The 26,267-nt window shown below is 41.9% G+C and carries 19 protein-coding genes and 2 pseudogenes; 5 read left to right on the forward strand and 16 right to left on the reverse strand.

Annotation, left to right across the window (positions count from 1 at the left end; translation table 11 throughout):
• Nucleotides 1–189: 189 nt before the first annotated feature.
• From ACQ86K_RS16850 to ACQ86K_RS16860, 3 genes and pseudogenes are all read right to left on the reverse strand, one after another.
• Complete coding sequence (locus ACQ86K_RS16850; protein ID WP_091162886.1) at nt 190–1,371, reverse strand: MFS transporter; 1,182 nt, start codon at nt 1,369–1,371, stop codon at nt 190–192.
• A gap of 64 nt (nt 1,372–1,435) precedes the next feature.
• Entirely contained in the window at nt 1,436–1,855 is a 420-nt protein-coding gene (locus ACQ86K_RS16855; RefSeq protein ID WP_431200876.1) for a heme-binding domain-containing protein, read from the reverse strand.
• A gap of 44 nt (nt 1,856–1,899) precedes the next feature.
• Nucleotides 1,900–2,600: pseudogene (locus ACQ86K_RS16860) on the reverse strand (VIT1/CCC1 transporter family protein).
• Nucleotides 2,601–2,837: 237 nt separating this feature from the next.
• On the opposite strand from ACQ86K_RS16860, the gene ACQ86K_RS16865 reads away from it, so the two are divergent.
• Nucleotides 2,838–3,320, forward strand: coding sequence for a 5-fold beta-flower protein (locus ACQ86K_RS16865; RefSeq protein ID WP_091162883.1), 483 nt, complete (start codon nt 2,838–2,840; stop codon nt 3,318–3,320).
• 416 nt (nt 3,321–3,736) lie between these two features.
• On the opposite strand, the gene ACQ86K_RS16870 is transcribed toward ACQ86K_RS16865, so the two are convergent.
• The 4 genes from ACQ86K_RS16870 to ACQ86K_RS16885 form a co-directional block, all read right to left on the reverse strand.
• Nucleotides 3,737–3,946: an integrase core domain-containing protein gene (locus ACQ86K_RS16870; protein ID WP_176844356.1), complete on the reverse strand. Its 210-nt coding sequence runs from the start codon at nt 3,944–3,946 to the stop codon at nt 3,737–3,739.
• 21 nt (nt 3,947–3,967) lie between these two features.
• Nucleotides 3,968–5,077, reverse strand: a complete 1,110-nt coding sequence (locus tag ACQ86K_RS16875; protein WP_091162881.1) for a deoxyribonuclease II family protein — start codon at nt 5,075–5,077, stop codon at nt 3,968–3,970.
• A gap of 289 nt (nt 5,078–5,366) precedes the next feature.
• Nucleotides 5,367–6,962 carry an alkaline phosphatase family protein gene (locus ACQ86K_RS16880; protein WP_431198376.1) on the reverse strand — a complete coding sequence of 532 codons (1,596 nt, stop codon included), beginning with the start codon at nt 6,960–6,962 and terminating at the stop codon, nt 5,367–5,369.
• Between the two features lie 89 nt (nt 6,963–7,051).
• Nucleotides 7,052–8,104, reverse strand: coding sequence for a YncE family protein (locus ACQ86K_RS16885; RefSeq protein ID WP_431198377.1), 1,053 nt, complete (start codon nt 8,102–8,104; stop codon nt 7,052–7,054).
• A 158-nt stretch (nt 8,105–8,262) separates the two neighbouring features.
• Between ACQ86K_RS16885 and ACQ86K_RS16890 the strand changes: the two genes are divergently transcribed.
• Nucleotides 8,263–11,064 carry a DEAD/DEAH box helicase gene (locus ACQ86K_RS16890; RefSeq protein WP_431198378.1) on the forward strand — a complete coding sequence of 934 codons (2,802 nt, stop codon included), beginning with the start codon at nt 8,263–8,265 and terminating at the stop codon, nt 11,062–11,064.
• The gene (locus ACQ86K_RS16895; RefSeq protein WP_431198379.1) at nt 11,061–11,651 is read left to right on the forward strand and encodes a DEAD/DEAH box helicase; all 591 of its coding nucleotides are present in this window, start codon (nt 11,061–11,063) and stop codon (nt 11,649–11,651) included. The genes ACQ86K_RS16890 and ACQ86K_RS16895 overlap by 4 nt, the downstream gene beginning before the upstream one ends.
• A 56-nt stretch (nt 11,652–11,707) precedes the next feature.
• On the opposite strand, the gene ACQ86K_RS16900 is transcribed toward ACQ86K_RS16895, so the two are convergent.
• Nucleotides 11,708–12,022 carry a hypothetical protein gene (locus tag ACQ86K_RS16900; protein WP_091162878.1) on the reverse strand — a complete coding sequence of 105 codons (315 nt, stop codon included), beginning with the start codon at nt 12,020–12,022 and terminating at the stop codon, nt 11,708–11,710.
• Between the two features lie 95 nt (nt 12,023–12,117).
• A complete protein-coding gene (locus ACQ86K_RS16905; protein ID WP_091162877.1) occupies nt 12,118–13,269 on the reverse strand; it encodes a glycoside hydrolase family 130 protein in 1,152 nt (383 codons plus the stop codon).
• A gap of 361 nt (nt 13,270–13,630) precedes the next feature.
• Between ACQ86K_RS16905 and treF the strand changes: the two are divergent.
• A pseudogene (gene treF / locus ACQ86K_RS16910) lies at nt 13,631–14,993 on the forward strand (alpha,alpha-trehalase TreF).
• Nucleotides 14,994–15,187: 194 nt separating this feature from the next.
• Here treF and ACQ86K_RS16915 read toward each other — a convergent pair.
• The 4 genes from ACQ86K_RS16915 to ACQ86K_RS16930 form a co-directional block, all read right to left on the reverse strand.
• Complete coding sequence (locus ACQ86K_RS16915) at nt 15,188–16,297, reverse strand: hypothetical protein (protein WP_431198380.1); 1,110 nt, start codon at nt 16,295–16,297, stop codon at nt 15,188–15,190.
• Between the two features lie 133 nt (nt 16,298–16,430).
• Nucleotides 16,431–17,228, reverse strand: coding sequence for a hypothetical protein (locus ACQ86K_RS16920; RefSeq protein WP_431198381.1), 798 nt, complete (start codon nt 17,226–17,228; stop codon nt 16,431–16,433).
• Between the two features lie 30 nt (nt 17,229–17,258).
• Nucleotides 17,259–17,741: a vanadium-dependent haloperoxidase gene (locus ACQ86K_RS16925; protein WP_431198382.1), complete on the reverse strand. Its 483-nt coding sequence runs from the start codon at nt 17,739–17,741 to the stop codon at nt 17,259–17,261.
• Nucleotides 17,738–18,586 carry a hypothetical protein gene (locus tag ACQ86K_RS16930; RefSeq protein WP_431198383.1) on the reverse strand — a complete coding sequence of 283 codons (849 nt, stop codon included), beginning with the start codon at nt 18,584–18,586 and terminating at the stop codon, nt 17,738–17,740. The genes ACQ86K_RS16925 and ACQ86K_RS16930 overlap by 4 nt, the downstream gene beginning before the upstream one ends.
• Nucleotides 18,587–18,832: 246 nt before the next feature.
• On the opposite strand from ACQ86K_RS16930, the gene ACQ86K_RS16935 reads away from it, so the two are divergent.
• Entirely contained in the window at nt 18,833–19,636 is an 804-nt protein-coding gene (locus ACQ86K_RS16935) for a hypothetical protein (RefSeq protein ID WP_431198384.1), read from the forward strand.
• Nucleotides 19,637–19,768: 132 nt separating this feature from the next.
• Here the strand turns inward: ACQ86K_RS16935 and ACQ86K_RS16940 are convergent, their stop codons facing one another.
• The 3 genes from ACQ86K_RS16940 to ACQ86K_RS16950 are packed head-to-tail and all read right to left on the reverse strand — an operon-like array spanning nt 19,769 to nt 26,248.
• The gene (locus ACQ86K_RS16940; RefSeq protein ID WP_431200877.1) at nt 19,769–22,375 is read right to left on the reverse strand and encodes an FG-GAP repeat domain-containing protein; all 2,607 of its coding nucleotides are present in this window, start codon (nt 22,373–22,375) and stop codon (nt 19,769–19,771) included.
• Between the two features lie 14 nt (nt 22,376–22,389).
• Complete coding sequence (locus tag ACQ86K_RS16945; protein WP_431198385.1) at nt 22,390–23,115, reverse strand: FG-GAP repeat domain-containing protein; 726 nt, start codon at nt 23,113–23,115, stop codon at nt 22,390–22,392.
• A complete protein-coding gene (locus tag ACQ86K_RS16950; RefSeq protein WP_431198386.1) occupies nt 23,102–26,248 on the reverse strand; it encodes a VCBS repeat-containing protein in 3,147 nt (1,048 codons plus the stop codon). The genes ACQ86K_RS16945 and ACQ86K_RS16950 overlap by 14 nt, the downstream gene beginning before the upstream one ends.
• Between the last annotated feature and the right edge of the window lie 19 nt (nt 26,249–26,267).

Raw genomic sequence — 26,267 nt, forward strand, 5'->3', positions numbered from 1 at the left:
TTTTATTTATATATTAAATGAATCATATAAAATTATTTTATGATAATAAATGAAGTACAATTGCTTACTGTACGCCGGCACATAGGCTATATTCTTAATTGGACATATTAACTAAAACAACTGATTTTCAATTGACTATACAATTTCAACTACACGATAGCAAGAGGAAAGAATCCGTTAATATATACCTTACCCAACAGCTTTCCAAGGTTCAGCCGTGGCCCGTGAAAGATAAAAAGCAACAATCAGCGTCATTAAAGCTGAAACTGTAAATGCAGGCCCGGCCCCGAACCGGAACCATAACCAACCGGTAAGTGTGCTGGCCAACATTGTGCAGATGCTTTGGAATCCTGTATAAGTTCCAATGGCGGTTGCTGTATCGTTCTTTTCAGTGATATTGCTTATCCAAGCCTTAGATATACCTTCAGTCGCGGCCGCATACAGGCCATACATAAAGAATAGGAGGCCATACCAGTACCAAACCCCGGTTACCGTCATGCCGCTATACACCACCACAAAAAGTAGTAGTCCGGTAATAAATACTTTCTTCAGGCCTATCCTGTCTGCCAGTATACCAAGCGGAAAAGCTGCAATAGCGTACACTATATTGTAAAAAATATACATCCCTATTGTGGCCGTGTCACTTAGTCCGGCCTGCTTTATCCTCAACAGAAGGAATACATCAGAACTGTTGAACAAAGTAAACATCAATAATCCGCCAACCAGCTTTCGGTAACTGGCGGGGCTGGTTTTCCAGTATTGTAAAAAAGAGAAAAATGAAACTGTAGCCTCATTCTCTTTTGGCTTTGCTTTGCTGTCTTTTAAAAAAAATGACAAGCCTATAGCCAATACTCCGGGAATAAATGCCAGCAGGAACAAAGGGCTATAACTGGTAGGATAAACATATAAATACAATAATGCCAGCGAAGGGCCGGCCACAGCTCCTATTGTGTCCATCGAACGATGAAAGCCAAATACACGCCCCTTTGTATCTGGCGTGGCTTCATCAGACAACAGGGCATCTCGTGCACCGGTTCTTATTCCTTTTCCCAGGCGGTCAACAGTGCGGGCAAGAAAGATCCATACCGGAAAAATAGTTACGGCCATCAAGGGTTTTGACAAAGCGCTTAACGTATAGCCCAGGCGGATGAATGGGGCACGTCTTCCGCTACTGTCAGACACCTTTCCAAAATAACCCTTGCTCAATCCTGCGGTAGCCTCGGCAATCCCCTCTAATATGCCAATTAATAATACAGAAAAGCCTATACTCTTCAGATAAATGGGCATAATAGGATAAAGCATCTCACTGGCAACATCCGTCAGCAAACTTATAAAAGAGAGAATCCAGACAGTCCGCGTTAAAAATTTCATGTAGGTCTATTATCCGGGATATATAAATAACACTTCCATTGGGTAGATGCCGGTTGCACAGCTGTTAATTCAATGTACCCTTCAGGCTATCGGCCCAGGTAATAAGCCTTTGCTTTTCGACCTGTGAAAGAACGGCATTGCGATGAATTACTGTATAAATGCTCATTGGCATTTCTCCCTCCTTCACCTCTTTGGAAAGATCGCTTAACTTATGCCGTTTTTGGGAAAGGCTATAGTTGTTAAATTCGTCGAAATTAATTTCCTCCTTACCTTCATTAACGTCATGTGCAAGCAGCCAGGCCACCGGCTGGATGTTATTGTACCAGGGATAATAGGTATTGTTTGAATGGCAATCGTAACAGCTCCGCTTTAGCACAGCCTGAACATCCTTAGGCACGGTATAGTGTTTATCTATGCCATTGGCATAGGGCCCGGAAGAAATATTTTTCTTTGGGTGGATGAATTGGATTGCGACCAGTATCACCAATAGCGCAAGGAGTATTTTTTTATTGCTTTCATAATGTATGCCTAAATTTTCACACCAAATAAATAACCGACTATTGCAGATAGTCCCATCGCCAGTGTTCCCCATATCGTGATGCGTAAAATTGCTTTACCAATGTTTGAACCTCCGGTTCTTGCTGCTATGGCACCCAATATGATTAGGAAAATAATCGTGAACCCATACAGGTAATATTCCATTTGTTTGACCGGAGAAAGCAGGATCACCAGCAGTGGCAGCACACCGCCTGCTGTAAAAGACGCCCCGGACGCTAATGCAGCTTGTATTGGTTTGGCCTGGCTGATCTCATTAATTCCAAGTTCATCACGGATGTGCGTGCCTAGTGCGTCTGCTTCCGTCAATTCCTTTGCCACCTGCATGGCAGTTTCTTTTTCAGTCCCCGTTTCTCATAAATCTGCGCCAGTATCCTGAGCTCATCTTCCGGCATCTCCCGGAGTTCCATCTCCTCGCGTTTTATGTCCGCCTTTTCTGTGTCCGTCTGCGAACTAACGGAAACGTATTCGCCTGCGGCCATGGACAACGCACCTGCAACCAGGCCGGCAACTGTAGCCAAAACAATAGGCTCTCTGGTACTACTTGCTGCCGCAACGCCGATCGCAAGACTCGAGATGGAGATGATCCCGTCGTTGGCACCTAAAACTGCAGCCCGCAGCCAGTTACTCCTATGGATATAATGGGATTCCAGGTAATTATCTATCGTTAACATAAATGATGATTAAAGTGTTACGAATTAACGGAAACTATATCGCATTTTTCATGACCAATATTTGTACAATAAATGACAGTTAACAGCTTGCGGAGTAATTTACCCAGATAGTTATCAACGTGATTGAAAGAAAAGCAACAAAATCAAATACCTTTTATGAGCAATATCATTTTTTACAACGTTGGCAGTCATACTTTTAACGATGGGTGGTTGCTTTCTTTGTAAAAAACTCTCATCATGAAAAAGCTAAAACACCTACTCACCGTTGCGGCAATTATAGTGTTTGCGGCGGGTGCATTTGCTCAAAAAGCAAAAGATTCAACCAAGTATAATTTTATCACCATTGATGGCAAAGGCGGTATACATAACCACGCCGGTACAAAACTTGGTTACATCACCAAAGACAACATTGTTAATGACAACCAGGGCCACAAATTGTATTTTATCGACCGCGACGGCAACGTTATAGATGCCAAAGGCAACAAGCTCGGCAAGGCTGCAAAAAACGGCAATTATTACAACAATAATGGCGAAGAAATATTGCAGTTAAAGAACGTTGACGAAGCAAAATGTGAGATACTTGACCCCAAAGGTCATAGCTGGGGCTATGCTCACCGAAACTATAAGCTTCACGCTTGCGCTGCACATTGTTTTTTCCTGGAAAAGAAAAAGTTGGAAGAAGCGAAAAGAGATTCGTTGGCTAAGAAAGGTAAAAGCTAATTAAATCCCATTTCAAGGTGAAAAGAGTTTATCCACGACATCCATAGCCCCGTTACCGCCCTAAACTGAACCTATACGCCTTGAACCACCACTGCAAGAATCATCCCCAACGTGTCAGCTATGATATGCCTTTTTATCCCTTTTATCCTTTCTTTGCATCAAAACCTTTGCTTTCACACTTACAATGTAACCCGCCCTTAGTTCGGACTGGTGTTTGTAGACTTATTGATTCAAAAATATAATTATCATTGTTGTTGTAACCGTTGAGATATTGGAAACCTGATCGAGTTTCCAATATCTCAACGGTTTAGCAGCTTGTACAGGTCAGGAGTTATGTGTCACAGTGCTTCATGCGGCCTACGGTAATTGTAATCTTCCATCCATTTATCGGTTAAAACTGTACCCGATGAATATCTTTAAATAGGTAAGCATTCCAAGATGTTTCCCCTAAAGTTTCTGTTAAAGCGTTCGATATGGCCGTTCTGCATTAGCTTGCCTGGCTGGGTAAATTGAACTGTAAAATCTTTACTCTCGCACCAATCCTTGAACCCTTTGCTGTTGAATTCGGGCCCTTTATCTACCCTGATACATTTTGGTTTGCCTTGCTCACGAATAGTTTGCTCCAAGATTTGTGTTACTCTTATCGTTTACTGCTGTTCCCTCAATGGTGCTTCCGCATGAAGGTGATGTGTTTTTTGGATCAGAACGTGCGCTTCGGTCCTGTTATGCCCCGGGGGCGCTAAAAGTAAACTTGTTTTGGATAAACCCGACCACAAAGTTTGATTTTGAAACGCGATTGTACAGCCGCCGCGCCTCCTTTGCGAAATCATGCGGTTGATATCGCCAACACAAATCCAGGGGTCATGCAATGTGACTCCCCATTTGGCATGGTCATGTGTTTCGGGCCAGGCCCAGTGTGCGCCCATGAAACCTAAATTGATATACTTGATATCAAAAGTTTTATGAATACCATCGCTATCAGCGATAGGAGGAATAGGACCGCGGATCCAGGTTTCAATGTCTAAATCATCGTTTAGGATAGGCCCTACCAATTCGTTCCAAAAATCTTTATTCCATTCACGGTTCTTGGCTATAACTTTGAATGACATACCGCCAATAGACTTTAAATCAATGGAGTCGCCCAGAGCAATCGGGTGGCTCGCCAAAGGCTGTGTCAGCGAATGCAACTCGGCAGTTGCGGGCAGATTAGCGGTATTATGAAGATAGATTTGCGGCTCCTGGTGGTTCAGCATCTGTTTGGCAATAAGATTAGCGGTATCCAAATCCAATGAAATGCACAAATAGGTTTGCCCGTATTTGGGAGTAGGATCTTTGATGGCACCAGGGTCTGCAAATTTCGGCCATGAGTGAAGTAACCAAAATGCAGTTTTAGATTCGGTATCAAATGCCAATACTCCCTTAGTATGCCCTTTGGTGCCATCATCATGTTTATTGGCACTTTCGGGCATCTCGTCATTATAAAGAACCCATCCGGTACTCGGAGCCGGTGATTTAATGTTTTTGAACACGGAGTCCATAGTCAGGTTGAGTGCTCCTTTATCGCCATTCAAAACATTGGGAGACTTGGTAATCGTCCTTTTTCGGGCGTCGGTATTGGCATCGATAGTTGAGTCGTAATAAACATATTCGTACCCTGTAGCTTTGTCATTACCCACACCTCCGTCAAGTTGAGGAACTTTGTAGATAAACCACCAGTCGACTGGTGCGCCGTTCTCATCAAGCGCAGAAATTTTCATAACTTTTTTGGTTAGGTTGAAAAATTAATTGATTAATTGTTTGCAGGCGTTGACGAGGTTTGCAATAAAGATAAAGTAATATCGTGCATAAATGACCACGTAATTTCACGGAATTTTCAGAAGAGTTTCCCGTATTTTTACGCATAAAACAATTAATCGATCAATAGAAATTTAAGCCAATCAGGTATAAAAAAACTCGCTATCTGGTTAAGAAAGCGAGCTCTAAGCATCCATATAATATGATACAGATAACCTGTGGAAGAGAGATTAAACCTAGCTATTTTCCCGATCAATCATCATCGTCTTCATCTTTGCCGGCCAGTTTAGCAGGATAAACTTTTTTGCCTTTGGCTGCAAACCATAGTATCCTGTTCATCACATCGTCATTACCACCGTCAATATGGTCATATTCGGGCCTCGATGATAACTGTGCAAAATGCAAAGCCGAGCCTTTTAGCGCAGAAAAAGGCTGGTTGATTTTATTAATCGGCACCCTGTTTTTTAAACTGGTATAAGTGTATAGTGATGGTTTACCGGTAAAACATTCAAACATAGGTAATGCAGTAGCATCGATGATATTCATTGGTGGTAAACCCAATATTTGCTCAATAGAACGTACTACACAGGTTTGATTATAGTTTTTACTCACCTTGTGCTGCAACCTGCTATAAGGACTGATCACAAACCCTGTAGTACGATAAGCGGACACATGGTCCCACCCAGCCTGTGAATCATCTTCGGTGACAAATATTACCGTATTTTTCCAGAAACGGCTTTTTGAAATCGCCTCAACAATCCGGCCAAGCGCCAGGTCGTTATCAGCTACCATAGCATCAGGTGTCGGGTAGCCTGGCCGGGTGCCTACCGTATGATCGGCCGATAGGGCCATGATCATCAGTTGCGGTAACTGGTCGCCGGGCTTTTGCTCATATTCATGTAGCTCTTTAATAAAAGCGGTGGCCCTTAACTGTTCATTGATCTTATGCTCGTCGGATCCCGGGAAATTTTGTGACAGCATTGGCCTCACCCGAGAAATAGTGCTGGTATTTTTAAAAGCGAATGGTTTACCTGCTGTGTAATTGTTATAAATATCGCTCCAGCTTAACTTATCATCAAAATGTACAGCGCAGGCTTCACCGTAAATTCTGACCGTTTTGCCGTGATCGGCGGCATTATTCCAGATAAAACCGTTCCCGTCATAAACCAAAGCATCCTCCTGCACATGCGGATAACTCCTAAACCAGGAGCGTACGCTTTTTTCAACATAATCGGTAACCATCGCTGCGTCAGTCCACTGGTGCCCTTCGGCAGAGCATTTTCCAGAGGCATAATAATTATCAAGCAATAAAAAGTTGCGCGCCAAATTATGTTGATTGGGGGTAACACTATCACCATAAATACAAAGCGATTTATTGCCGTCACCTTCAGGCATATCGCCCAAAACCTGGTCGTAGGTTCGGTTTTCTTTGATAATATAAAGTACATGATTAAAAACCGAAGGCTCGCCAATACGCTCAGGTATGGGTTTAGGCGCAATGTTTTTACGGGGCAGCAGCTGCGCTATCTGCTGGCGGAAACTGAGATTTAGGTTTTGGACTTTTTGAGTATACTTTTTAAGCAAAGCATCATCGGGAATGGCTATCATTGATACCGTAGCCTTTGAATGATGCGAGTTGTAAGCTGTAACGTCTGATCCCAAGGGTAAATCACCTTTTAAATTGCTTTTACCTATCTCATCGGCACTTACCCTCGAGCCTTCTCCTTCCAGGTTGGTTACAAATAAATTATTGCCGTCAACAGCCAGGCCGCCGGGGTATGCTTCGGTTGGAATAAAGCCTTTCACTTCGTTATTGCCGGTTCCTTTAAGAGATGTTTTACTACCCAATTTAACAACGGCAACAGCATTATCTAAACCATTTGCTACATAAAGTATTGTGCCATCGTTATTTATAGCTAACGCATTGGGCGTATCACCTATATAACTTTTTTACCGGGATTTAATTTAACATCAATCGCTGCTACATTTTGTAATGAACTTGTCGAGATTACCGATACCATGTCACTATTGCCATTCGCCACATAAACAAAAGCTTCATCAGCGCTATTGATAATGGCATTAGGATGCAGCCCCACAGGAATTTCTTTGATCACATCTCCCTTAGCCAAATCCATAACCATTACTGTACCCTGCACTGTTGCCCCGGTTTTGGGATCGACATAAGCCTTACCATAGGGTACGCCCGCTGTTTCACGCTTCAATGTATCAATAGCTTGCGGGCCGGCCCAATTGGTTAAAAATATCTTATTCTTTGCAATCGTCAGTCCATAGGGTGCAACACCGGTTGATCTTATCCAAACGGTTTTATTATCAGTTAAATTGATCTTTGCCAGTTGGTTATTTCCGTTTAAAACTACATATAAATAATTTATGCCATTTTCTTTATTGATGGCTAAATCGTTAGGTAATGCCAATGGCGATTCACCTTCAGCTTTAAAATTGAAAGTGTTTTGTATGCTGATGTTGCCATCTTTCCAGATGGCCTGGAAAACGTATGATTTTGAATCCTTACCCTTGCCTGCCGCGGCGCTCCAATATATTTGAGTTTGATTGTCAATATTCACAACTTTTAAGCCGGAGTAAGTGCTTGTAAGTTCGCGGTAGCGGGTATCTTGTTTATAGGTCCAGCGGGTGGTTACTTTCTTAGCTACAGTATCGATTATAGTAAGCCCATACCGGTCTTCGACAGCGATAAACCTGGTGCCGGGGATCAGCCTTACATCCATGCTATGATTTTCATCAGCAGCGTCACCAAATGAGATCACTGTTCCTGCCGGATCAATAATACGGTTGTAAGGCATTAAAACCGGTAGTATATGGCGGTTTAGTGTGCTGTCATCATAAGCGCTATGCATATTAACCTGTTCATTATCGGAGGTTTGTTTGTTGCCAGAAACGGTATGGCAGGCATAAAGGGAAAAAGAAATTGCTAATATGGATAGATGCAATAAGAATTTTGGATACTTCATAGTACTGAACTAAGTGGCTAAATTAAGGCAGATAGGTTTACTAAAGGTAAATATTTGATAAAGAATATAATTGTTACATAGTTCACGAAAATGCGTTGGTAATTATCTTCTTTTATATAATTGTTATGATATTTACCGGGTAACACATCAATGTACGAGTGATCAGGATAATCAGCTATCAGGAAGGTGAAAGCAACCATAATGTCATCATCAAAGGCGCAACCATAACCGACCTTAGTGAAAGTGTTATTGCCGCTCATGCAGCCGTCAGCATTTATTTTGATAAACAAAGCTACAGGCAAATACTGGCCAAACATTTGGAAACTAACCATGGGGCTTTTACTAACCAATCGGGCACAGTAGCTTTTCCTGAGGTAGTTGTCACCAGCCACGAAGGGCAGCTGGCACTTTCCTGCGGATGCCATGCAACAGGTAATAAGCTTTGCGAACACCAGGCCCAGGTACTCTCTGCTATAACACAGCGTGATGAGTTTAGGGTGTTTTTTGATGATGAACTACGGCATACAAAACTAAAAAAAGCAGCGGTCGATTACGGGCTTGAAGAAGAGCCTGATCTCGACAGGTTTTTCGAGGTAAGATCACTGTCGAAAAATTTCGAGATAGTTCCCCGCTCCGCCGCGTTAACAGCCATTACCAAAGAGAGCCTTGCCAATTTGCAAAGCATTATAGTTAATGACATTTCTGAACCGGTTGGGCAGCCCGGCGAGGACACTGATAAAACAACCTGTATCGTACTAAAGCAGCATAAATACTATAAATATTTATTTGTTGAACTATACACCGCACAAAGCACCAAAGATGGAAAAATCAAGAACCCCCTTGTGCCTATAGCTCCTTTAGACCTGATCTGGGAAACGAATGACGCACAACAGCTCAAATTTTTTACCGGGGTACACAAGTTTCAAAATCATATTAACACACAAAGAACTGCTGCGGGTATCGCAGCACTAAAAGCCATTGTTAAAAACCCATTGGCCTACAGTTTTTACGCGCATGACAACACTGTTTCGGATAAAGTAACAGCTGGCTCGATAAACCCTGTATTGGTTAAAAATTTAAAAAGTGACCTGGAGCTAAAAGTAAATACCTGGGATGAGTTTTATGAAATAAGCGGTATTTTTAATATAGATGGTTTGCTGTATGATATTAAAGATCTTGATATCAGGTATACCTATTTTATCGGCATAGGCAATGTGCTTTATCTTATTGAAAGCCTGCAGGTATTGAATATCATTGATTTGCTGAAAAAGAAACAGGGTAGCCTGCAGGTGCATAAGAGTAAGTTTGCAGAATTAAAATCACACTTGCTTAATAAGCTGGAAAGCAAACTCCGCATTGATTACACTTACATTAAGCCTGCAACACACGAACAGATAATAAAAGAGGGCTTTGATCAACCTGCCGAAAAGATCATTTATTTGTCGGATTTTGGCGCTCATGTAATGATCATCCCCGTGCTGCGTTATGGCGAGGCCGAGATTCCTATCCGCACGCAAAAGCAGATCTACGGAACCGACGAAAAAGGCAACCAATTTTTAGTTAAACGGCGCGATGATGAGGAAATAGCCTTTACAGCTCTGCTTGTAAAACAACATCCTTATTTTAATGAACAACTGGATAACGGCCTCGACTACTTCTACCTGCATAAAAGGCACTTTTTAGATGAAGAATGGTTTTTAAATGTATTTGACGAATGGCATAACCACAATATCGAAATACTTGGCTTTAACGAACTGGAAGGCAACAAGCTGAACCCTCATAAAGTAAAGATAACCATCAACGTAGTGAGCGGGATTAACTGGTTCAATACAGTTATCGATATAAAATTTGGCAAAAGAAGAGCTTCGTTAAAACAGGTTCACCAGGCTGTAAAAAATAAAAGCAAGTATGTACGCCTTGATGATGGAACCCGGGGAATTTTACCCACCGAATGGATAGAGAAATTCACCGATTATTTTAATTCGGGGGAGATTGCTGATGATGATACACTGCACACCTCAAAAAGTAATTATACAGCTATACAGCAATATTACGACGAGGAAATGCTTGACGAGGATGTGCGAAACGAACTTGCGATATACAACAAAAAACTTACCGGTACAGAAACCATTGATGAAGTACCGGTTCCTCCCGGATTAAACGGAACGCTTCGCGCTTATCAGCACCAGGGATTAAACTGGTTAAACTTTTTGGATAATTTTAATTTAGGTGGTTGCCTTGCCGATGATATGGGTCTGGGCAAAAGTCTCCAGGTGATTGCCTTTATCCTTTTACAGCGCAGCAAAACCGAAAACAATACCAACCTTGTTGTAGTGCCAACCTCGCTCCTGTTTAACTGGCAGCAGGAGGTACAAAAATTTGCGCCTTCTATAAGCATCCATACCATTTACGGTGCTGAACGGCTTAAGCATACTAAACACCTGCACCAGTATGAGATAGTGCTTACCTCCTACGGCACGTTACTGTCAGACATTAATTTTTTAAAGGATTTCAATTTCAACTATATTTTTCTCGATGAATCGCAGAATATAAAAAATCCCGAATCGCAGCGTTACAAGGCTGTAAGGCTCCTGAAATCGCGCAATAAAATTACGATAACGGGCACTCCGATAGAAAATAATACGTTCGATTTGTATGGCCAGCTATCATTTGCCTGCCCCGGTCTATTGGGGAGCAAGCAATATTTTAAGGATATTTATGCTGTTCCTATCGATAAATTCAAAGGCAGCAAACGCGCGGCCGAACTACAGGAAAAAGTAAGGCCTTTTATACTTCGGCGTACTAAACAGCAGGTTGCAACAGAACTGCCCGAAAAAACCGAAATGGTGCTGTATTGCGAAATGAAGCAGGAGCAGCGTCATATTTACGACTCATACGAAAAAGAATTTAGAGAGTACATTTCGGCCACAACAAATGAGGAGCTAAAAAAAGCCCGATGAACGTATTAAAAGGGTTAAACAAATTGAGACAGATCTGCGATTCGCCGATGCTCATAAAAGGCGAAAAAATGCCCGGTGATGCATCGGCCAAATTGGAAACGCTGATTGAGGAAATAGAAAGCAAAAAGCATCAGCATAAGATCCTCATATTTTCGCAGTTTGTTTCCATGCTTGATCTTATCCGCACGGAATTGATACCCCGTGAGATTCGCTTCTCATACCTCACCGGTCAAACCCGCAAACGGGAGCAAGTAGTTAATGAGTTTCAAAACGATCCCGGCATCAGGGTGTTCCTGATTAGCCTAAAAGCTGGTGGTACCGGTCTTAATTTAACAGAAGCAGATTATGTTTACCTCGTCGACCCGTGGTGGAACCCGGCTGTCGAAAACCAGGCCATAGATCGTTGTCACCGCATAGGCCAGGATAAAAAAATTGTGGCGGTAAGGCTTATTTGCCCCGGCACTATCGAAGAGAAGATCATGGTGATGCAGCAATCAAAAAAGGATATCGCCAAAACCCTGATCAAGCCCGACAGCGCTGTTGCAGGTTCATTGTCAAAAGATGACCTACTTGATTTATTGAATTAGTTACAAAGCTTAATAATAATTAAGCTGCTTAGGCCTTCCCATGCTATAAGTTATTATTAGCTTTTAGATTTCCGTAATAATGGAAGCACTAAAAAAGTAACAACAGCATGAGCAATCAACGATAGGCCAAAAGTAAACAGCACGATATACGATCTCCTCATCCAGGTATTAAAATAATCAAGGAAGGTTGACTGGTTTGTACCACTATACAGGGCAGCTAAAGCAAACACAGATAAGCCGGTAAGCCAAAGCGTTAGATGCGAGTAAAAGTAGCGTGAGGGAATAATGCCGGCATTTGAAAACGAAGTAAATAACAAAATAACGTGGGCAATAAAAAGAATAATTGCCACTGAGATTAAGATATAAAGCATGATAAAGATTTTTACTATGAAGATAAAACTTTAGCCGTCACAACCAAAAGTTTTACGTTGCATTTTGATCTTCAACAATAAACAAATGTCAAATACTATTCAACCGGATCAGGAGGCGCCGGTTTAGATGGATCATATACAGCCACAGCTACCCGTGAATCGGCACAGCCATAGTAAAGGAACCACTTCTTTTTAAAATAAACCATCCCTTCAATAAACACTGTTCCGTTAATATACTGACCACTTTTCTCGAAAGGTTCCATTGGTCTTAAGAAAGGAAAATCAAGGCGTGTTTTGAATTTAGAAGGATCTTTTGCATCAAACAAGGCCTGTCCTGCACAGTATGAATTGGCGTTAAACCGGGTGTCTCTGCCTTCGGCGGGTTTGTTTTTGCCGTTGTAAAATAGGATTACACCGTTTTTGGTCATCAAAGCAGGCGGGCCGCACTCAGTTAAGTCACTGTCGAAATAACCATCACGCGGCGACATCAGCTCTTTCAACTCTCCTTTATTATCAACCACCGGAGCCCAGTCCACCAGGTTTGTTGATGTTGCCGCGTATACATGATGCTCGCCCCAATACAACCAATATTTTCCATTTGTTTTAATAATCACTTGTTTACCGTTGATCACCCGGGTTAATATGGACGCCGATTTACTGGCGATATTGAAAAATTTGCCCTGATAAGCTGTTTCAAATATCGGCCCGTGTTTTTTCCAATGGATGAGGTCTTTTGATGTGGCCACACCTAATCTTGGCAAATCGCGGTTCCATTCGGTGTAAAAAACAACATAGGTGCCGCCGGGCGTAACGGCTACGCGGGGGTCTTCACAGCCTCCGGGCCATTCGTACTTTTTAGCAATATCATTATCGGGATACAGCACCGGGGTTTTCCTTCTGCTAAACTGAATACCATCAGCACTTTCGGCATACCCAACCCGTGAAGTACGGAAGCCAATACCGATACCGTACAAGTCCTCAGCCCGGTATAGTACTACTATTTTATTATTTTTTATGGTCGCGGCAGGGTTAAAAGTATCATTGGCTTCCCATTGAACCTGCTTTCTACTCATCGGATCAAGGAACCGGGAAACCGTATCTGGTGAGATGATAGGATTGATATTTGCCGGCCGGACAAAGCCGCCAAAGGCCCAGGAAGGCAGGGTATTAACCCGCGACTGCCCATAGCATAACTGGGCAAGTAATAATGAAAATATAATACTTCCCTTCCGTAAAAAGTTTATCATAATAAATGGCTTATGTGTTTGTTTTTAATTGGCCCATACCTTGATATCAATTATTTCCCCGCGATAATATCGCACAAAAACCCCTTAAAACAAATCAGATACCGGTTATATTCGTTCCAAAAATAGTAAATTTATAACCTGTTATAAACCAATTACCCATTCTGCAACGGGGTATAATTTTAGGCTGATGAGAAAACTTTTTTTACTCGCATTTTTATTCTTTGTACTTAACGCAAAATCGCAAACGCCTACACCCCGGCAACAATTCCCGGGATTGTTTGAGGCGGTTCAAACTTCAACTATTTTCCCGGATAACAAAACTTTTGTCGACGCTGTGCCCAAACAGGATCCAGCGCTGATCATGAAGGCTTATAACGAACAGAAAGATCAGCCAGGGTTTAACCTGCAGGCATTTGTATTGGCCAATTTTAACGTACCTGTATCGCACAACAATTTTCAAACAGATATATCTTCCGGTATCCGCAAACATATTGATACTTTGTGGCAGGTGTTACAACGCCGTCCGGATGAAGCAAAACCTTTTTCTTCAACCCTGGCGCTGCCTAACCCTTACATTGTACCAGGCGGCAGGTTCAGAGAAATTTACTATTGGGATTCGTATTTTACGATGTTGGGTCTACAGGAAAGCCATCAGGTTAAAGTGATCCGCAACATGGTCGAAAACTTTGCCTACCTCATTGATAAATACGGCTTTATCCCCAACGGCAACCGAAGTTATTATCTTACCCGTTCGCAACCGCCATTTTTTGCTATGATGGTAAATCTGTTGGCAAAAATTGAGGGAGAGAAAGTATTGGTACATTTCAGTCCGCAATTGATCAAAGAATATGAATATTGGATGCATGGATGGGAGGCCGTACAAGCCAACCAGGCTACACACCGGGTTGTACGAATGCCGGATGGGCAGATATTGAACCGTTATTGGGACGAAAGTGATGAACCCCGCGAAGAATCATATATAAAAGATGTAGATGCCGCCAAAGAAAGCAAACAACCGACAGCACAATTTTACCGCAACGTGCGGGCAGCGGCGGCTTCGGGTTGGGATTTTAGCACGCGCTGGTTTGATCTCGTCGGGCAAGTTGCCAACTATACAAACCACCGACATTATACCGATTGATTTGAATTGCTTATTATATAACCTGGAAATGACTATTGCACGCAGTCTGAACCAGCTCTCAAATGCAAAGCTGGCCAAAATGTATAGGTATCGGGCAAATAGTCGAAAAAATGCGATCCTGAAATATTGCTGGAACCAGAAAACAGGCTGGTTTGATGATTATAACTGGAGGCTGAATCAACTATCAAGTGTGGAAACACTTGCAGGGGAGTTCCCGCTCGAATTTAAAATTGCCAGTGATGAGCAAGCCCGCCTTGTGGCCGATGGGCTCAAAAATAATTTCCTGAAACCCGGCGGACTGGTTACTACACTCAACTTTTCCGGCCAGCAGTGGGATGCACCCAATGGCTGGGCCCCACTGCAATACATAGCTATTGACGGGCTCGAAAAATACAATTACAATACGCTGGCCAAAGAAATTGCCACCCGCTGGCTTAAACTTAACATCCGGGTGTTTAAACAGACCGGTAAATTACTTGAAAAGTATAATGTGGTTGATACCCAATTAACTGCCGGCGGTGGTGAATACCCCCTACAAGATGGTTTCGGCTGGACAGAATGGGGTACTGCTGCATTTAGTTAACAGGTATCATATCGATACCCAGCAGTTAGAAAAGGCACCTGCAGAAGTTCAGAACTAACTACCTGGTAAAGCAAGTTTCAGAATCCAGACTTACGAAGTTTTTGAAACTTCGTAAGTCTTCCAATCGCCAGTTCGTTCTCTCTGTCAAACGCAGGAGATTTTAAAGGGGCATAATGTATAAAGTTATAAAGCAGTTACTTTATTGTATAAGTAGCCCTATTCATCCCTACGCCGGTAATTTTTAATGATTTCCAGTTAGCAGGCAACTTGCTTTTAACTTGTACTATGCCGGTTAGTGTAATATCCAAACCGCCAAAACCCATCAATAAACTTTGAATAATGCCACCTGCACCTGTAGCAAAATACGGATTGGTCCCGCCTTTTGTTTCGGCAATTACCCGGAACGGCGGGTTGAGATTAGGTTCATAAGCATCCTTAAAAAAGTGAAATGCCTTTTCGCCATTACCCAACCGCGAGTATAATAAAGCAAAAACGGCCTGGGTCATGGCAGGTGTACCTTCGTTAGGTACACGGGTTTCGTAGTATTCAAGATCTTTTTTTATTTGTGCCGGATCGGTTATTGTTTTAAGCGGGTAAGCCAACAGGTTAACATCAGCCTGTTTAATTCCTTCACCTTTGTAAGAAGCGTGTTCGCTGGTAACGCCATTATCCAGCTTCAGGATCGGGATGTTTTGAGCAACATTTACCCAATCGGCATCAGCCTTTTCACCCAGGATTTTGGCAGCAGCGGTAGCATTTAGCAAGTTAGCTTTCGCTGCGGCATTGGTGAAAGCATTGTTGTCAATGTTTTCGGCCCATTCATCTGCAGCAACTACGTTTTTAATATCGTAATGACCGGGCCCATTGCGTTCAACTCTGCTTGCCCAAAAATCGGCAGTGGCTGAAAGTATCGGCCAGCCTTTTTCTTTCAACCATTGTTTGTCCTGGGTTACACAATAGTAATTCCACGCGGCCAGCGCTACATCCGCAGTAATGTGGTGCTCAAACGGACCGCTCAATGCCCAAACCGGTGTTTCCTCTACCCCGCTGTCAGCGCTTTCCCAGGGGAACATCGCTCCTTTATAACCATGCGAAAAAGCATTTTTACGCGCGGCATCCAATCGTTCAAACCGGTATTCAACCATTGATTTGGCAATGTCGGGGTGTAAAACCAGCATAGCCGGATACATCCAAACATCACAATCCCAAAAAACGTGGCCATTGTAACCCAACCCTGAAAGTCCCATAGGCGAAGGTGAGTATGCTGTACCAGCCCTCGAGAATGAATATAAATGATATAACATGCTGTGAATATCCTGCTGTGACTGGTCATCACCCTCAATTTGGATATCACTTGTCCACAGCTCATCCCAAGCTTTGTTATGAAATTTAATTAGCCTGTCCCGACCTTCCAGTTTGGCAAAAATGGTAAGTCGTTCAGCTTCGTTCAGCGGGTCGGCATGGTGGGCTGAAGTTATGGACGAGACCAGTTACCGCATAATTATAAGTTTGCCCGGCAGCTATCGCTTTGCTAAACTTCATAAGGTGCATATTATTGTCCCACATTTCATGAATAATCCGCGGCTCATGTCCATGCGGTTCGCTGAATAAGAACGAAGTAGATGCACATAACTGCATTTTACCTGTAGGGCTCTTTGCCATTGAGGTAAGCAAACTAATGGTTACATGCGGTCTGTCGATTTCGTTATAATAGTTCTGCACTTCTTTAAGCGCATCGGGCGCCTCCATTACACTGGCCGAAGTAATGTTGATAGCCTGTTTTGCTGTTACCGAAACATCCATCAAAACAGTAAAAGGCAATTGCCGCAGCGAGTAATAGGTATATTTTATAGTTGCTTTATCAGCATAATCAAAAGTAATGGTGAACGCAGCATGCTGCATATCCAGTTCCTGCCTAAAATTGCTGATACTTTTGGCATCGATCCGCCTGCCATCTATTTCAAGGTACATATTAAGCAGGTTAAAGCTGTTCAGGAAATTGCTTACCCGTCCCCTGCCGTACAGATCATAGGCGCCGGCCAGTACTACATTTTTAACCTTGAAAGGCTCCGGCGCTGATACTATCCCGATCATCCCGTTGGCCACCGTAATTCCGTAATAGTTTGCTGGATCAATTTTGTCGGCTTTAATTTTCCACGGATCGATGCTTTGCGCCCCCGACACAGCCGGTACCAGCAAAGCGAAAAACAAACCGAATTTAAATATCTTATTCAAAATCAACTATCTAAGTAAATAATTAAAATACTACTTAATCTTTAATTGTAGCTTTTTCACCACCAGTTGCCCAATCTCGGCGCCTTGTTTATTGCCCACAATACAGGCATTTTTAAAATGGATCCCTCCCATTACCCTTGACATCCCTGCCGATTTCGCGGCCGCCCGGAATGATTTAAAAGAAAGCGGATCGATCCCAAACTCCATTTCTGATGAATCTGTATATGCAAAATTATCACCAATCCTATTGGTAAGCACCTCGGCTGCGGCTGCCGAAATTACGGCATGGCCGCTACTATACTCCGGAAATGGAGGTGTTTGAATATATGGGCGCCATTCGGCATCCATATATTTAGTAATTATCGTTTCGGGGCGAACGTAATTTGAGCGGTATTTAAGGTACCAGCAATTAATAAAGCCGTCAAACAGCGCAATAGCAGTCTCGGTATAAACGCTTACTGTGGTTCCAAAATCAAACTTTTTACTTCTTGTACCGATTGCAGTAATATTCATCCAGTGCCCCCGGGGGAAAATTTCTTGGTCGCGAACGATGCATGGCCAACTACATTGAGTTTAAAAGCATTATCGTCCCAAAAATCTGCCTGGTGTTTCTCTTCTTTGGTTAAGCTGTCAACCATTTGTTTTACCTCAAGCGCTTGTTTGTAAAAGGGACTATTATGGTCTTTAACATTGAAGGCCGGCGGATCGGGCGGAATAAATTGGGCTGTGGAATCCAGCACCATGGGCCTGATCTCACCCCAATGGGCCTCAAGGGCCTGCGCGTACATGGGCGGCGTGGGGATCCAACGACCATCCTGCTGTTTTACCGTGTATTTACTTGCCGACCGGGTTTGTGCATAGTGATCTCCTTTGCTCCACTTCAATATAAATTTAGCGACTTTATCAGCGTAGTTTACGGAACCTTCAAACAAAACCGACGGCATACCTGCATCTTTGGCCTTCTTTTTAAGCTCATCAACATATTGATCCATACTACCTTCCGGAAACGTTACCGCATTGCCGACTGTGCAAAAGGCAAGCAACGAAGCAAATTGGTAATCAACAGCAGTATCTTTTGACGCTTTGGGTACAGCCGGTAAGTGCTTAATTTGCCCGGCTAATGATCTAAAATGCTCAGGATCGCCGGAAGCTATAACTTCATAAGCGGCTATATTGGCATATACATAATTACGGGAAGCTGTAACCGGCGGAAAGTTATTTTCCAGTACAATATCATTAAGTTTTTTAACGGTTATACGATAAAGTTCGGGATCGTGGAGTACTTTTTCATAGTAGGGCTTTTTACAGGATGTGAATAAAAATAATACACCGGCAAGACAAAATAAAAAGGATCTCATAAGTTATAAAATAGGTTAAAAACCGGGCAGATACACAAGGAGAAAATCTGTTGGTTTTTTTGATTGATCAACAGCCAATATAGGCTTTTTTCAGTACGCTACAGCATATTTACATTAGTTTTTTAACCCGATCAGGCATTTTTTTTATTTAATCAAAAGGCAACATATTTTATAACAATATACACATGTTAATCCACCCGATATTATTAAATTTATCACCCCGGGTATCCGTCTTTTATAAACTAAATGAAGAAGATCTTTTTTATTGTACTTACCGTTATTATAATTATTGCGGCAGCTTATATTTTGCTCCCCGAAAAACCTGTTATAGCACAGGACCTGTCAATTGATACCTCCGATGTTATTGCCGGAAAATTCCTGACCACAGAAGGTGGATGGGATAAATGGTGGCCCGGTACCAAAACCGGGGACGGGCAATACAATTTTAAAGGTACAAAGATCAGCATCGATAAAATGACCAATAGCAGTACCTATCTTAAATTGAAAAAAGATAACCTGACTTTTGATGGCGAAATAAGTTATTTTGCCGACGCCGAAGGTTCTGTCAAATTTAAATGGGATGCTGTTGATGAGAATAACACCCAATTTTTTTCACGGATAACTAATTATTTCAAAACCAAAGATGCGGAAAAACTGGTTGGCGAAATTTTACTAAGCCTTAAACACTTCCTTGAGGACGAAAGAAACGCATACGGTTATAGGATCTACTTAAATCATGCTAAAGACACAGTTTTGCTCGTTTCAGCTAACACCTATCCGATATATCCTTCATTACAGGTAATTTACAACACCGTTACAACCCTGCAACAACACGCTGGCAGCCAGGGGGCCAAACAAACAAACTTCCCTATGCTTAATGTTACCCAAACAGATGAGCACGAATACCAGGTTAATGTCGCCTTACCGATTGACAAAAGGATAATTCCTTTTCAAAAAACAAGTTTAAATAACATACCAAAGGGGGCAATTTATTGGTGGCTGACGTACGTGGCGGCCAAAACACGGTCAATAATGCATTGTTGCAAATGAAAAGATACATGAAAGATCACAGGCTGGTATCACCTGCCATGCCTTTTCAATCGCTTGTAACCGATCGGCTGGCACAAAAGGATACTTCAAAATGGATCACCAAAATATATTATCCAATATTGTGATATTACGCTACTTGCTTAATAACATTAATCGGCCATCATAGGTAACCGCGAGATAAGTATTCAAGTTAGCTGCTGTTTTCACTGGCACCAGATAATTGATTTCCTGTGAGTTGATTGCACCGTTAACATAGTATGTCGGCGCATCAAATTGCTTTTGCTGTTTGTTGTAGTGTAAACCAGCCAGGCCGAGTGCATCGTACTTTCCTTCATAAGGCACAACACCCCAAAAGTTTCCGTTCAGTAATATATCTCCATTGTTATATTTTAGCATCGATTTAATTGGAGCCTGCTGATAAAGAAATGGCAGTGCAGTAATCGAAGAAGAATGCAATACGTCGCTCACAAAAATACTATTGAACTGGTTTACACTTAAACGATCATTGTCATCCAGTTTGTCCTTAAATACCTCAGTGGTGGTTTTGTCAGCCATTTTTTGATAACTAAGCCATTCTTTTTTGAGATATGGAAGTTCCTGCTCCAAATCATTTTTGGGACGAAAAGGGAAATAAAGGCCTTTATAAAAATATGATAATATCAAATCGTTTTTACCATCCTTGTCCAAATCGGTATTATAGGCATACAGCGGCTGATCAGCAGTAACATTATATTTGTTATTCAATCCCCAATTACCGGCAATAAGGTCGGCCTTGCCGTCGCCATCCATATCGCTTATTATAGCCGACTGCCACCAGCCCTTTTCCTTATCCAAAACCGATGATGAAAAACGACTTAATTTTTTTCCATCATTCAGGAAAATGTAAATGGGCTGCCACTCGGCCGTAATCAGCAGATCAGACTTGCCATTGTGGTCGATATCGACAGTTGTTATACTGGTGACATATTGCAGGTTCATGATTTGATCGTAAGCTTTGTCATGACTTATTTCAAACTTTCCATTGCCTTTATTAATGAGTATTGAGGAAGGGATAGTAGCTGTATAATCCTTAAATGAAACAGCGCTGGTAAATAAAATATCGTTCACTCCATCTCCGTTAAAATCAAACAACGTAATTTTTGAAGCCTGGTAATTGAGCTTTGGTAAATGTTGATCTTCAAACTGGAAATTGCCTTTATTGATATATAACCGAGGCTGTATCAATTTCTCGGTTTCCTGAAAAGGATGGTTAGCGCTGATCACGATCAAATCGGGCTTGCCATCGTTATTTACATCAGCCCATGTAGCCTGCTCGTCCGCAATATATTTATCCCGGTCAAATAATGACACTTTAACTTTGGTAAATCCACCCGATTTATTACCTGCAAGTATGTATTTTTCTTCGTCGGCTATGCCTCCTACGTAAATATCATCAATGCCATCATTATTGGCATCAGCTACAGCAATTGCGGGAGTGTGCTGCAAATAAGTGTGCGGTAAAAGCGAATAATAATTAAAGTCGGGAGTGTCAAAAGTTTTAACGTTGGCCAAAAGCTTTGCTTGTATAGATTTGCTGTCAAACTGTTTTTTATCGCTGATGAAAGCTTCGATAACCTCAGCTATAGGTTTACTATTTTCAACTGCTTGAGGGTTATATCTTAAAGTAGTTTTCTGACCGGGCCTGAAATCCTTCACCACTTCGTAGCTATTGTCAGGCCAAACCACTAACAGCGATTCTGGTTTATCGTCAGGGGCAAATGTAAAAAGCAGCTCGTTATTCAAATTACTTTCGTACGCGTTGCTGGTTTGTATTTCCTGGTGATCGAGATGATGATTTGACTTAAGGAAAAATTTAGTACCTATGCCATCACGGTTCAAAAGGTTATATTTTACAGTGTATTTAAGATAGCCCGGCTTGCTTTCTTTGCGGCCTTCCATTGTGGTATTATTATAGATATATGCCGGCTCATCCATATTGTTGGTCACAATATCCAAATCACCATCATTATCTAAATCAACGGCAACAGATCCTGCCGATATAGATGCCCGCTGCATATCGTTGCCGTTAGAAACATCTGTAAATTTCAATTTATCCTCACCGTGATAAAAGTAATTATGTACGCCGCCTTCAGGCATTCTGTTGATCTTGTCCTTGTCAAAAACGCGATTTTGTTTATATGCCTGCATAACCATAGGGTCACCAAGGTATTTCAGGTAATCCATATCATTGAGACGGCGTTTGATACCGTTAGAGAAGAACATATCTTTCTTTCCGTCCATATCAAAATCCTGCACCAGTGGCGACCATGTCCAATCTGTAGCAGAATTCCCGCTATACAAGCTCAGGTCGACAAACTTATTGCCGTTGCCCACGTTCAATTGCATGCAATTTTTTGAATATTGATAGTAATACCCGGCATTAACTTCCTGGTTATAAATATCCAAGGGTTCATCGTTGATGGTTGATCGTAACACCTTCATTTCTTCCGGAAGCATGTCGGTGCTAAGCACATCTAAATGGCCGTCCTGATTGACATCACTGATAGTATTCCCCATTGAAAAAAGGCTGGTATGTCCGAACGCATTTTTCAACTCTTCCTTAAATGTGCCGTTATGCTGGTTGACATAGTAATAGTCCTGCTCAAAAAAGTCGTTACTTACATAAAGATCATCCCAGCCATCGTTATTCAAATCACCTACGCTTACACCTAAGCCGTAACCGATCGGTGCCGAATAAATACCTGAACCCGCCGTTACATCTGTAAAGTGCCCATTGTCATTCCTGAAAAGATGATCGCCGGCATCATGGCTGTATTTAAACCTTTGAGTTGAGTCACCATAGGTATCATTGCTATGAACTGATGAAGTAAGCAGGAACATATCCAGGTCACCATCCTTATCATAATCAAAAAAGAAGCCTGGGTAGAAAGTCCTGCAAAATCGAGCCCGTATTTGGCCGCGCTTTCGGTAAAAGTTAAATTACCGTTATTGATATAAAGCTGATTTTTACCTTTAAAGGTTTTATAACCTGAAACCACGCTTACGTAGATATCTTTAAATCCATCGCCATTGATATCAATTACAGTTACACCGGTTTTCCAATTCCCGGTACCTGCAACACCCGCTTTATCGGTGATGTCTTCAAACTTCATCCCTCCTTTATTAAGGTAAAGTTTGTTAGAACCCTGGTTTGATACGAAATAAAGATCGGGCAAGCCGTCGTTATTAAAATCAGCGGTAGCTACGCCGGCACCGTTGTAGAAATACAAATAATCTAATACATTAACTGAATCGGATACTACGTTCCTGTTTTCGAAGCTTAGTCCCGTTTCATTAGCTGGGAGTAATTTAAATACACCTTCTCCTGTTTTTTGGGGTTTACAAGAAGACAAGCCGACCACACCAATACCAAGAAGGAGAATGAAATATCTAAGAATATATTTGGCAAACAGCATTAAATTGATGTTAACGTAGTTCATAAGCTTTAAGCGGTTCATCATTAATGCCAAACAGATAATAATTTTTACCGGCTGCATTTCTTATACCTAACGATGAGCGTACCTGTCCGTTTAAATTGAGGCCCGTTTTGGAAGCTGGAAAATAAGTAAATCCATTTTTTGTATATTGATAAACAAGCCCCCGATTAGCATCAAGCCGCCCGACTTCAGGTTTAAAGCCGTAAAAGTTGCCCCCTAAGATGATCTTCACAGCTCCGGTATTATCAAAATCTGCACACAAAATAGTATTTATCATAGATAACTGTGCATCGGCAGGCAGTGGTTTACAAATAAATTTTCCGCCTTTATTAAAAAATACCGCCGAAGCCAGGAAATTCATCTGGTGCTTTTCAGCGCCATCAAGCATCTCAGCAGGAAATACCTCGTCAAATGGTTTGCCCGCATAGTCAATATAGCGCAGAAAACGTTTTTTGAAGATTGGCATCTGGCCCACTAAATCAGGCTTCATATGAAAAACATAGTTTACTCCATCACTTTTATACATGGAAGTTACACATTCTTTTGTACCATTATTATCAAAATCCTTTACAAAAATTTCCATGGGCCGCTCAAACGAAGCCCTGAATTTTGAGTTAAGCCCGATGTTACCGCCAATAATATCAAGGGTGCCGTCGCCATCCACATCAGCAATTTCGAGACTGCTCCACCAGCCTTTGTAATTAGCCAATTGTTTATCTTCCGCAAATTTCCCTTTGTTGTTTTTGAAGATCTTAATCCCCATCCAATCACCTGCAATTATCAAATCTGGCGAACCGTTATGATCAATATCAGCCCATTTGGCTGCCGTTACCATACCAATCTTTGTATCCGTGCCCAATACTAATTTTGATACATCGGTAAAATGCCCGTCGCCTTCATTATGAAAAACAAATGATTGCGGCGAACATCCGTAAAGCCCGGGCACACTTCTGCCCCCAACAAAAAGGTCGGGCTTGCCATCGCCATCATAATCGGCCGAAATAATCACCGAGGCATTAACAGCCGCATGTAGTGTTCTCTCAGGGTCCCTATGAAAATTCCCCTTGCCATCATTCACAAAAAAACGAGGATTGTACACTGGTGTTTCGGCTTCATCGGCGTTACCTCCTACTCCTATTATCAGGTCCTGGTCGCCATCGCCATCAAAATCTCCAAAAACAGCCCCGGCATTTTCCAGGTATTCCTGCTTTTTAAAATCTTCAGGAATGGTTTGTTTAAACTTACCGTTCTTTTGTTGGATATAGATGCTGGCAAAACTGTTTTTTGAACTTCCGAAATAAAAATCAGTCAGCCCGTCGCCATTAACGTCACCGGTAACCACATAAGGGTTTTCTGTCGATAACATCTGGAGCATCAGGCGCTCGTTGTCGAAATCGATAAAATCGTCCTCCTTATGCTTAGGAATGCTGTCAAATATTGATTTGGTAACATCGGCAAATAGTGTTTTAACAGCAGGCTTTGTCCAGTTATATTTCAAGACGGCATCGGTTTGCTTAACCGTGTAAACTTTATCTGCGTTTACGTTTTTTAACAACTGATAAGTATTACCCGGCCAAATCACCTGGATCGAATCAATAGATTTGTATTTACCTATACCTATTGTAAGTAAATTGGGCGATGTGCAACTTTGAAAACCACGTGTTGGCTGATTATAATAAATTAGCGAACTGCCCTTCATAAACACTTTTACCGTAGTACCTATTCCAAAAGTATTCAGGCCTGTTCCCTTTAATTTTATCTGGATGTGGTGGTTCCCATTTTTTTCGGCATTGTTTTTAAAGATAGAAACGGGGGCATTTTCATTATTTATAATCAGGTCATTATCCCCATCATTATCCAGATCTGCATATGACGAGCCATTACTAAACCCAGGCCTATCCAAACCAAAATCAGTTGATTTATTGGTGAAAGTAAGGTTGCGATTGTTCAGATAGGCATAGTTAGACAAAGGCGATGAAGCCATTTTATCGGTAAAATCTTTATAATCAAATTTTTTCCGGCCTTCGGCTATTTTGGCCATGTTATCGCGATTACCCAAAAACTCAATATAATCTTGATCGGTAAGGTCTTTATAGATGCCGTTCGACACAAAAATGTCTTTCCATCCGTCATTATCCATATCAAACATCAGCGCGCCCCAGCTCCAGTCGGTTGCTGCTACGCCCGAATAGAAGGCAGTTTCGGAGAACGTACCGTCGCTATTACGCACCTGCAGGCAGTTTTGCATGTATTGGTTATAATAACCATCGCGCTGCTTAGCTTTGATCACATCGTACGATTCAAACGAGGTCATTTTTTTTAAACGCCGATCGCCTTCGGGCAGCATCTCCGTAGTAAAAATATCATACTGCCCATCGTTATTAATATCGGCAATATCCGATCCCATTGAAGCCAGGCTCAGGTGGCCGGTTTCATTTTGAATATCCTCTTTAAAAGTTCCGTTTTTTTGGTTGATATAAAGATAATCGCGTTCAAAAAAATCATTGGAGACATAGATATCAGGATATCCATCCTGGTTGATATCGGCTACAGAAACGCCTAAACCAAAACCTATATCACTTGAATATATGCCCGCTTCTTTGGTTACGTTGGTAAAATGGCCGCCATCATTACGATAAAGACGGGCACCACCCAACTCATCAACAACAGCGCGCAGGTTTTTACTAAAATCAAACGACTCTATAGGCCTGAAAGAATTATTTAGTACAAAGCAGTCCAGATCGCCGTCATTATCGTAGTCGAAAAAAATGGCCTGGGTGGATAACCCATTATCTACCAGGCCATACTTTTGAGCTTCTTCTTTAAACGTACCATCGTGCTGATTAATAAATAGTTCATTACCCTTTTCGTTGCCCCGGGCATTACCGCTGTGACAAACGTAAATATCAAGCCAGCCATCGCCATTGATATCAACCATAGTAGCCCCGGTGCTCCAGTATTTAGTACCCCTAACCCCTGCCTTATCGGTTATATTTTCAAATTTCCAATTTCCCTTATTAATATAAAGTTGATTGCCGCCCATGTTTGATGTCAGATAAACATCATTGAGGCCATCATTATTGACATCGCCAATGGCAACCCCGCCTCCATTGTAATAATTACGAAAGGTGAACACATTGGTACGGTCCTGGTCA

This window comes from Mucilaginibacter sp. P19, from assembly GCF_050632265.1.
Classification (GTDB): Bacteria; Bacteroidota; Bacteroidia; order Sphingobacteriales; family Sphingobacteriaceae; genus Mucilaginibacter; species Mucilaginibacter gossypii.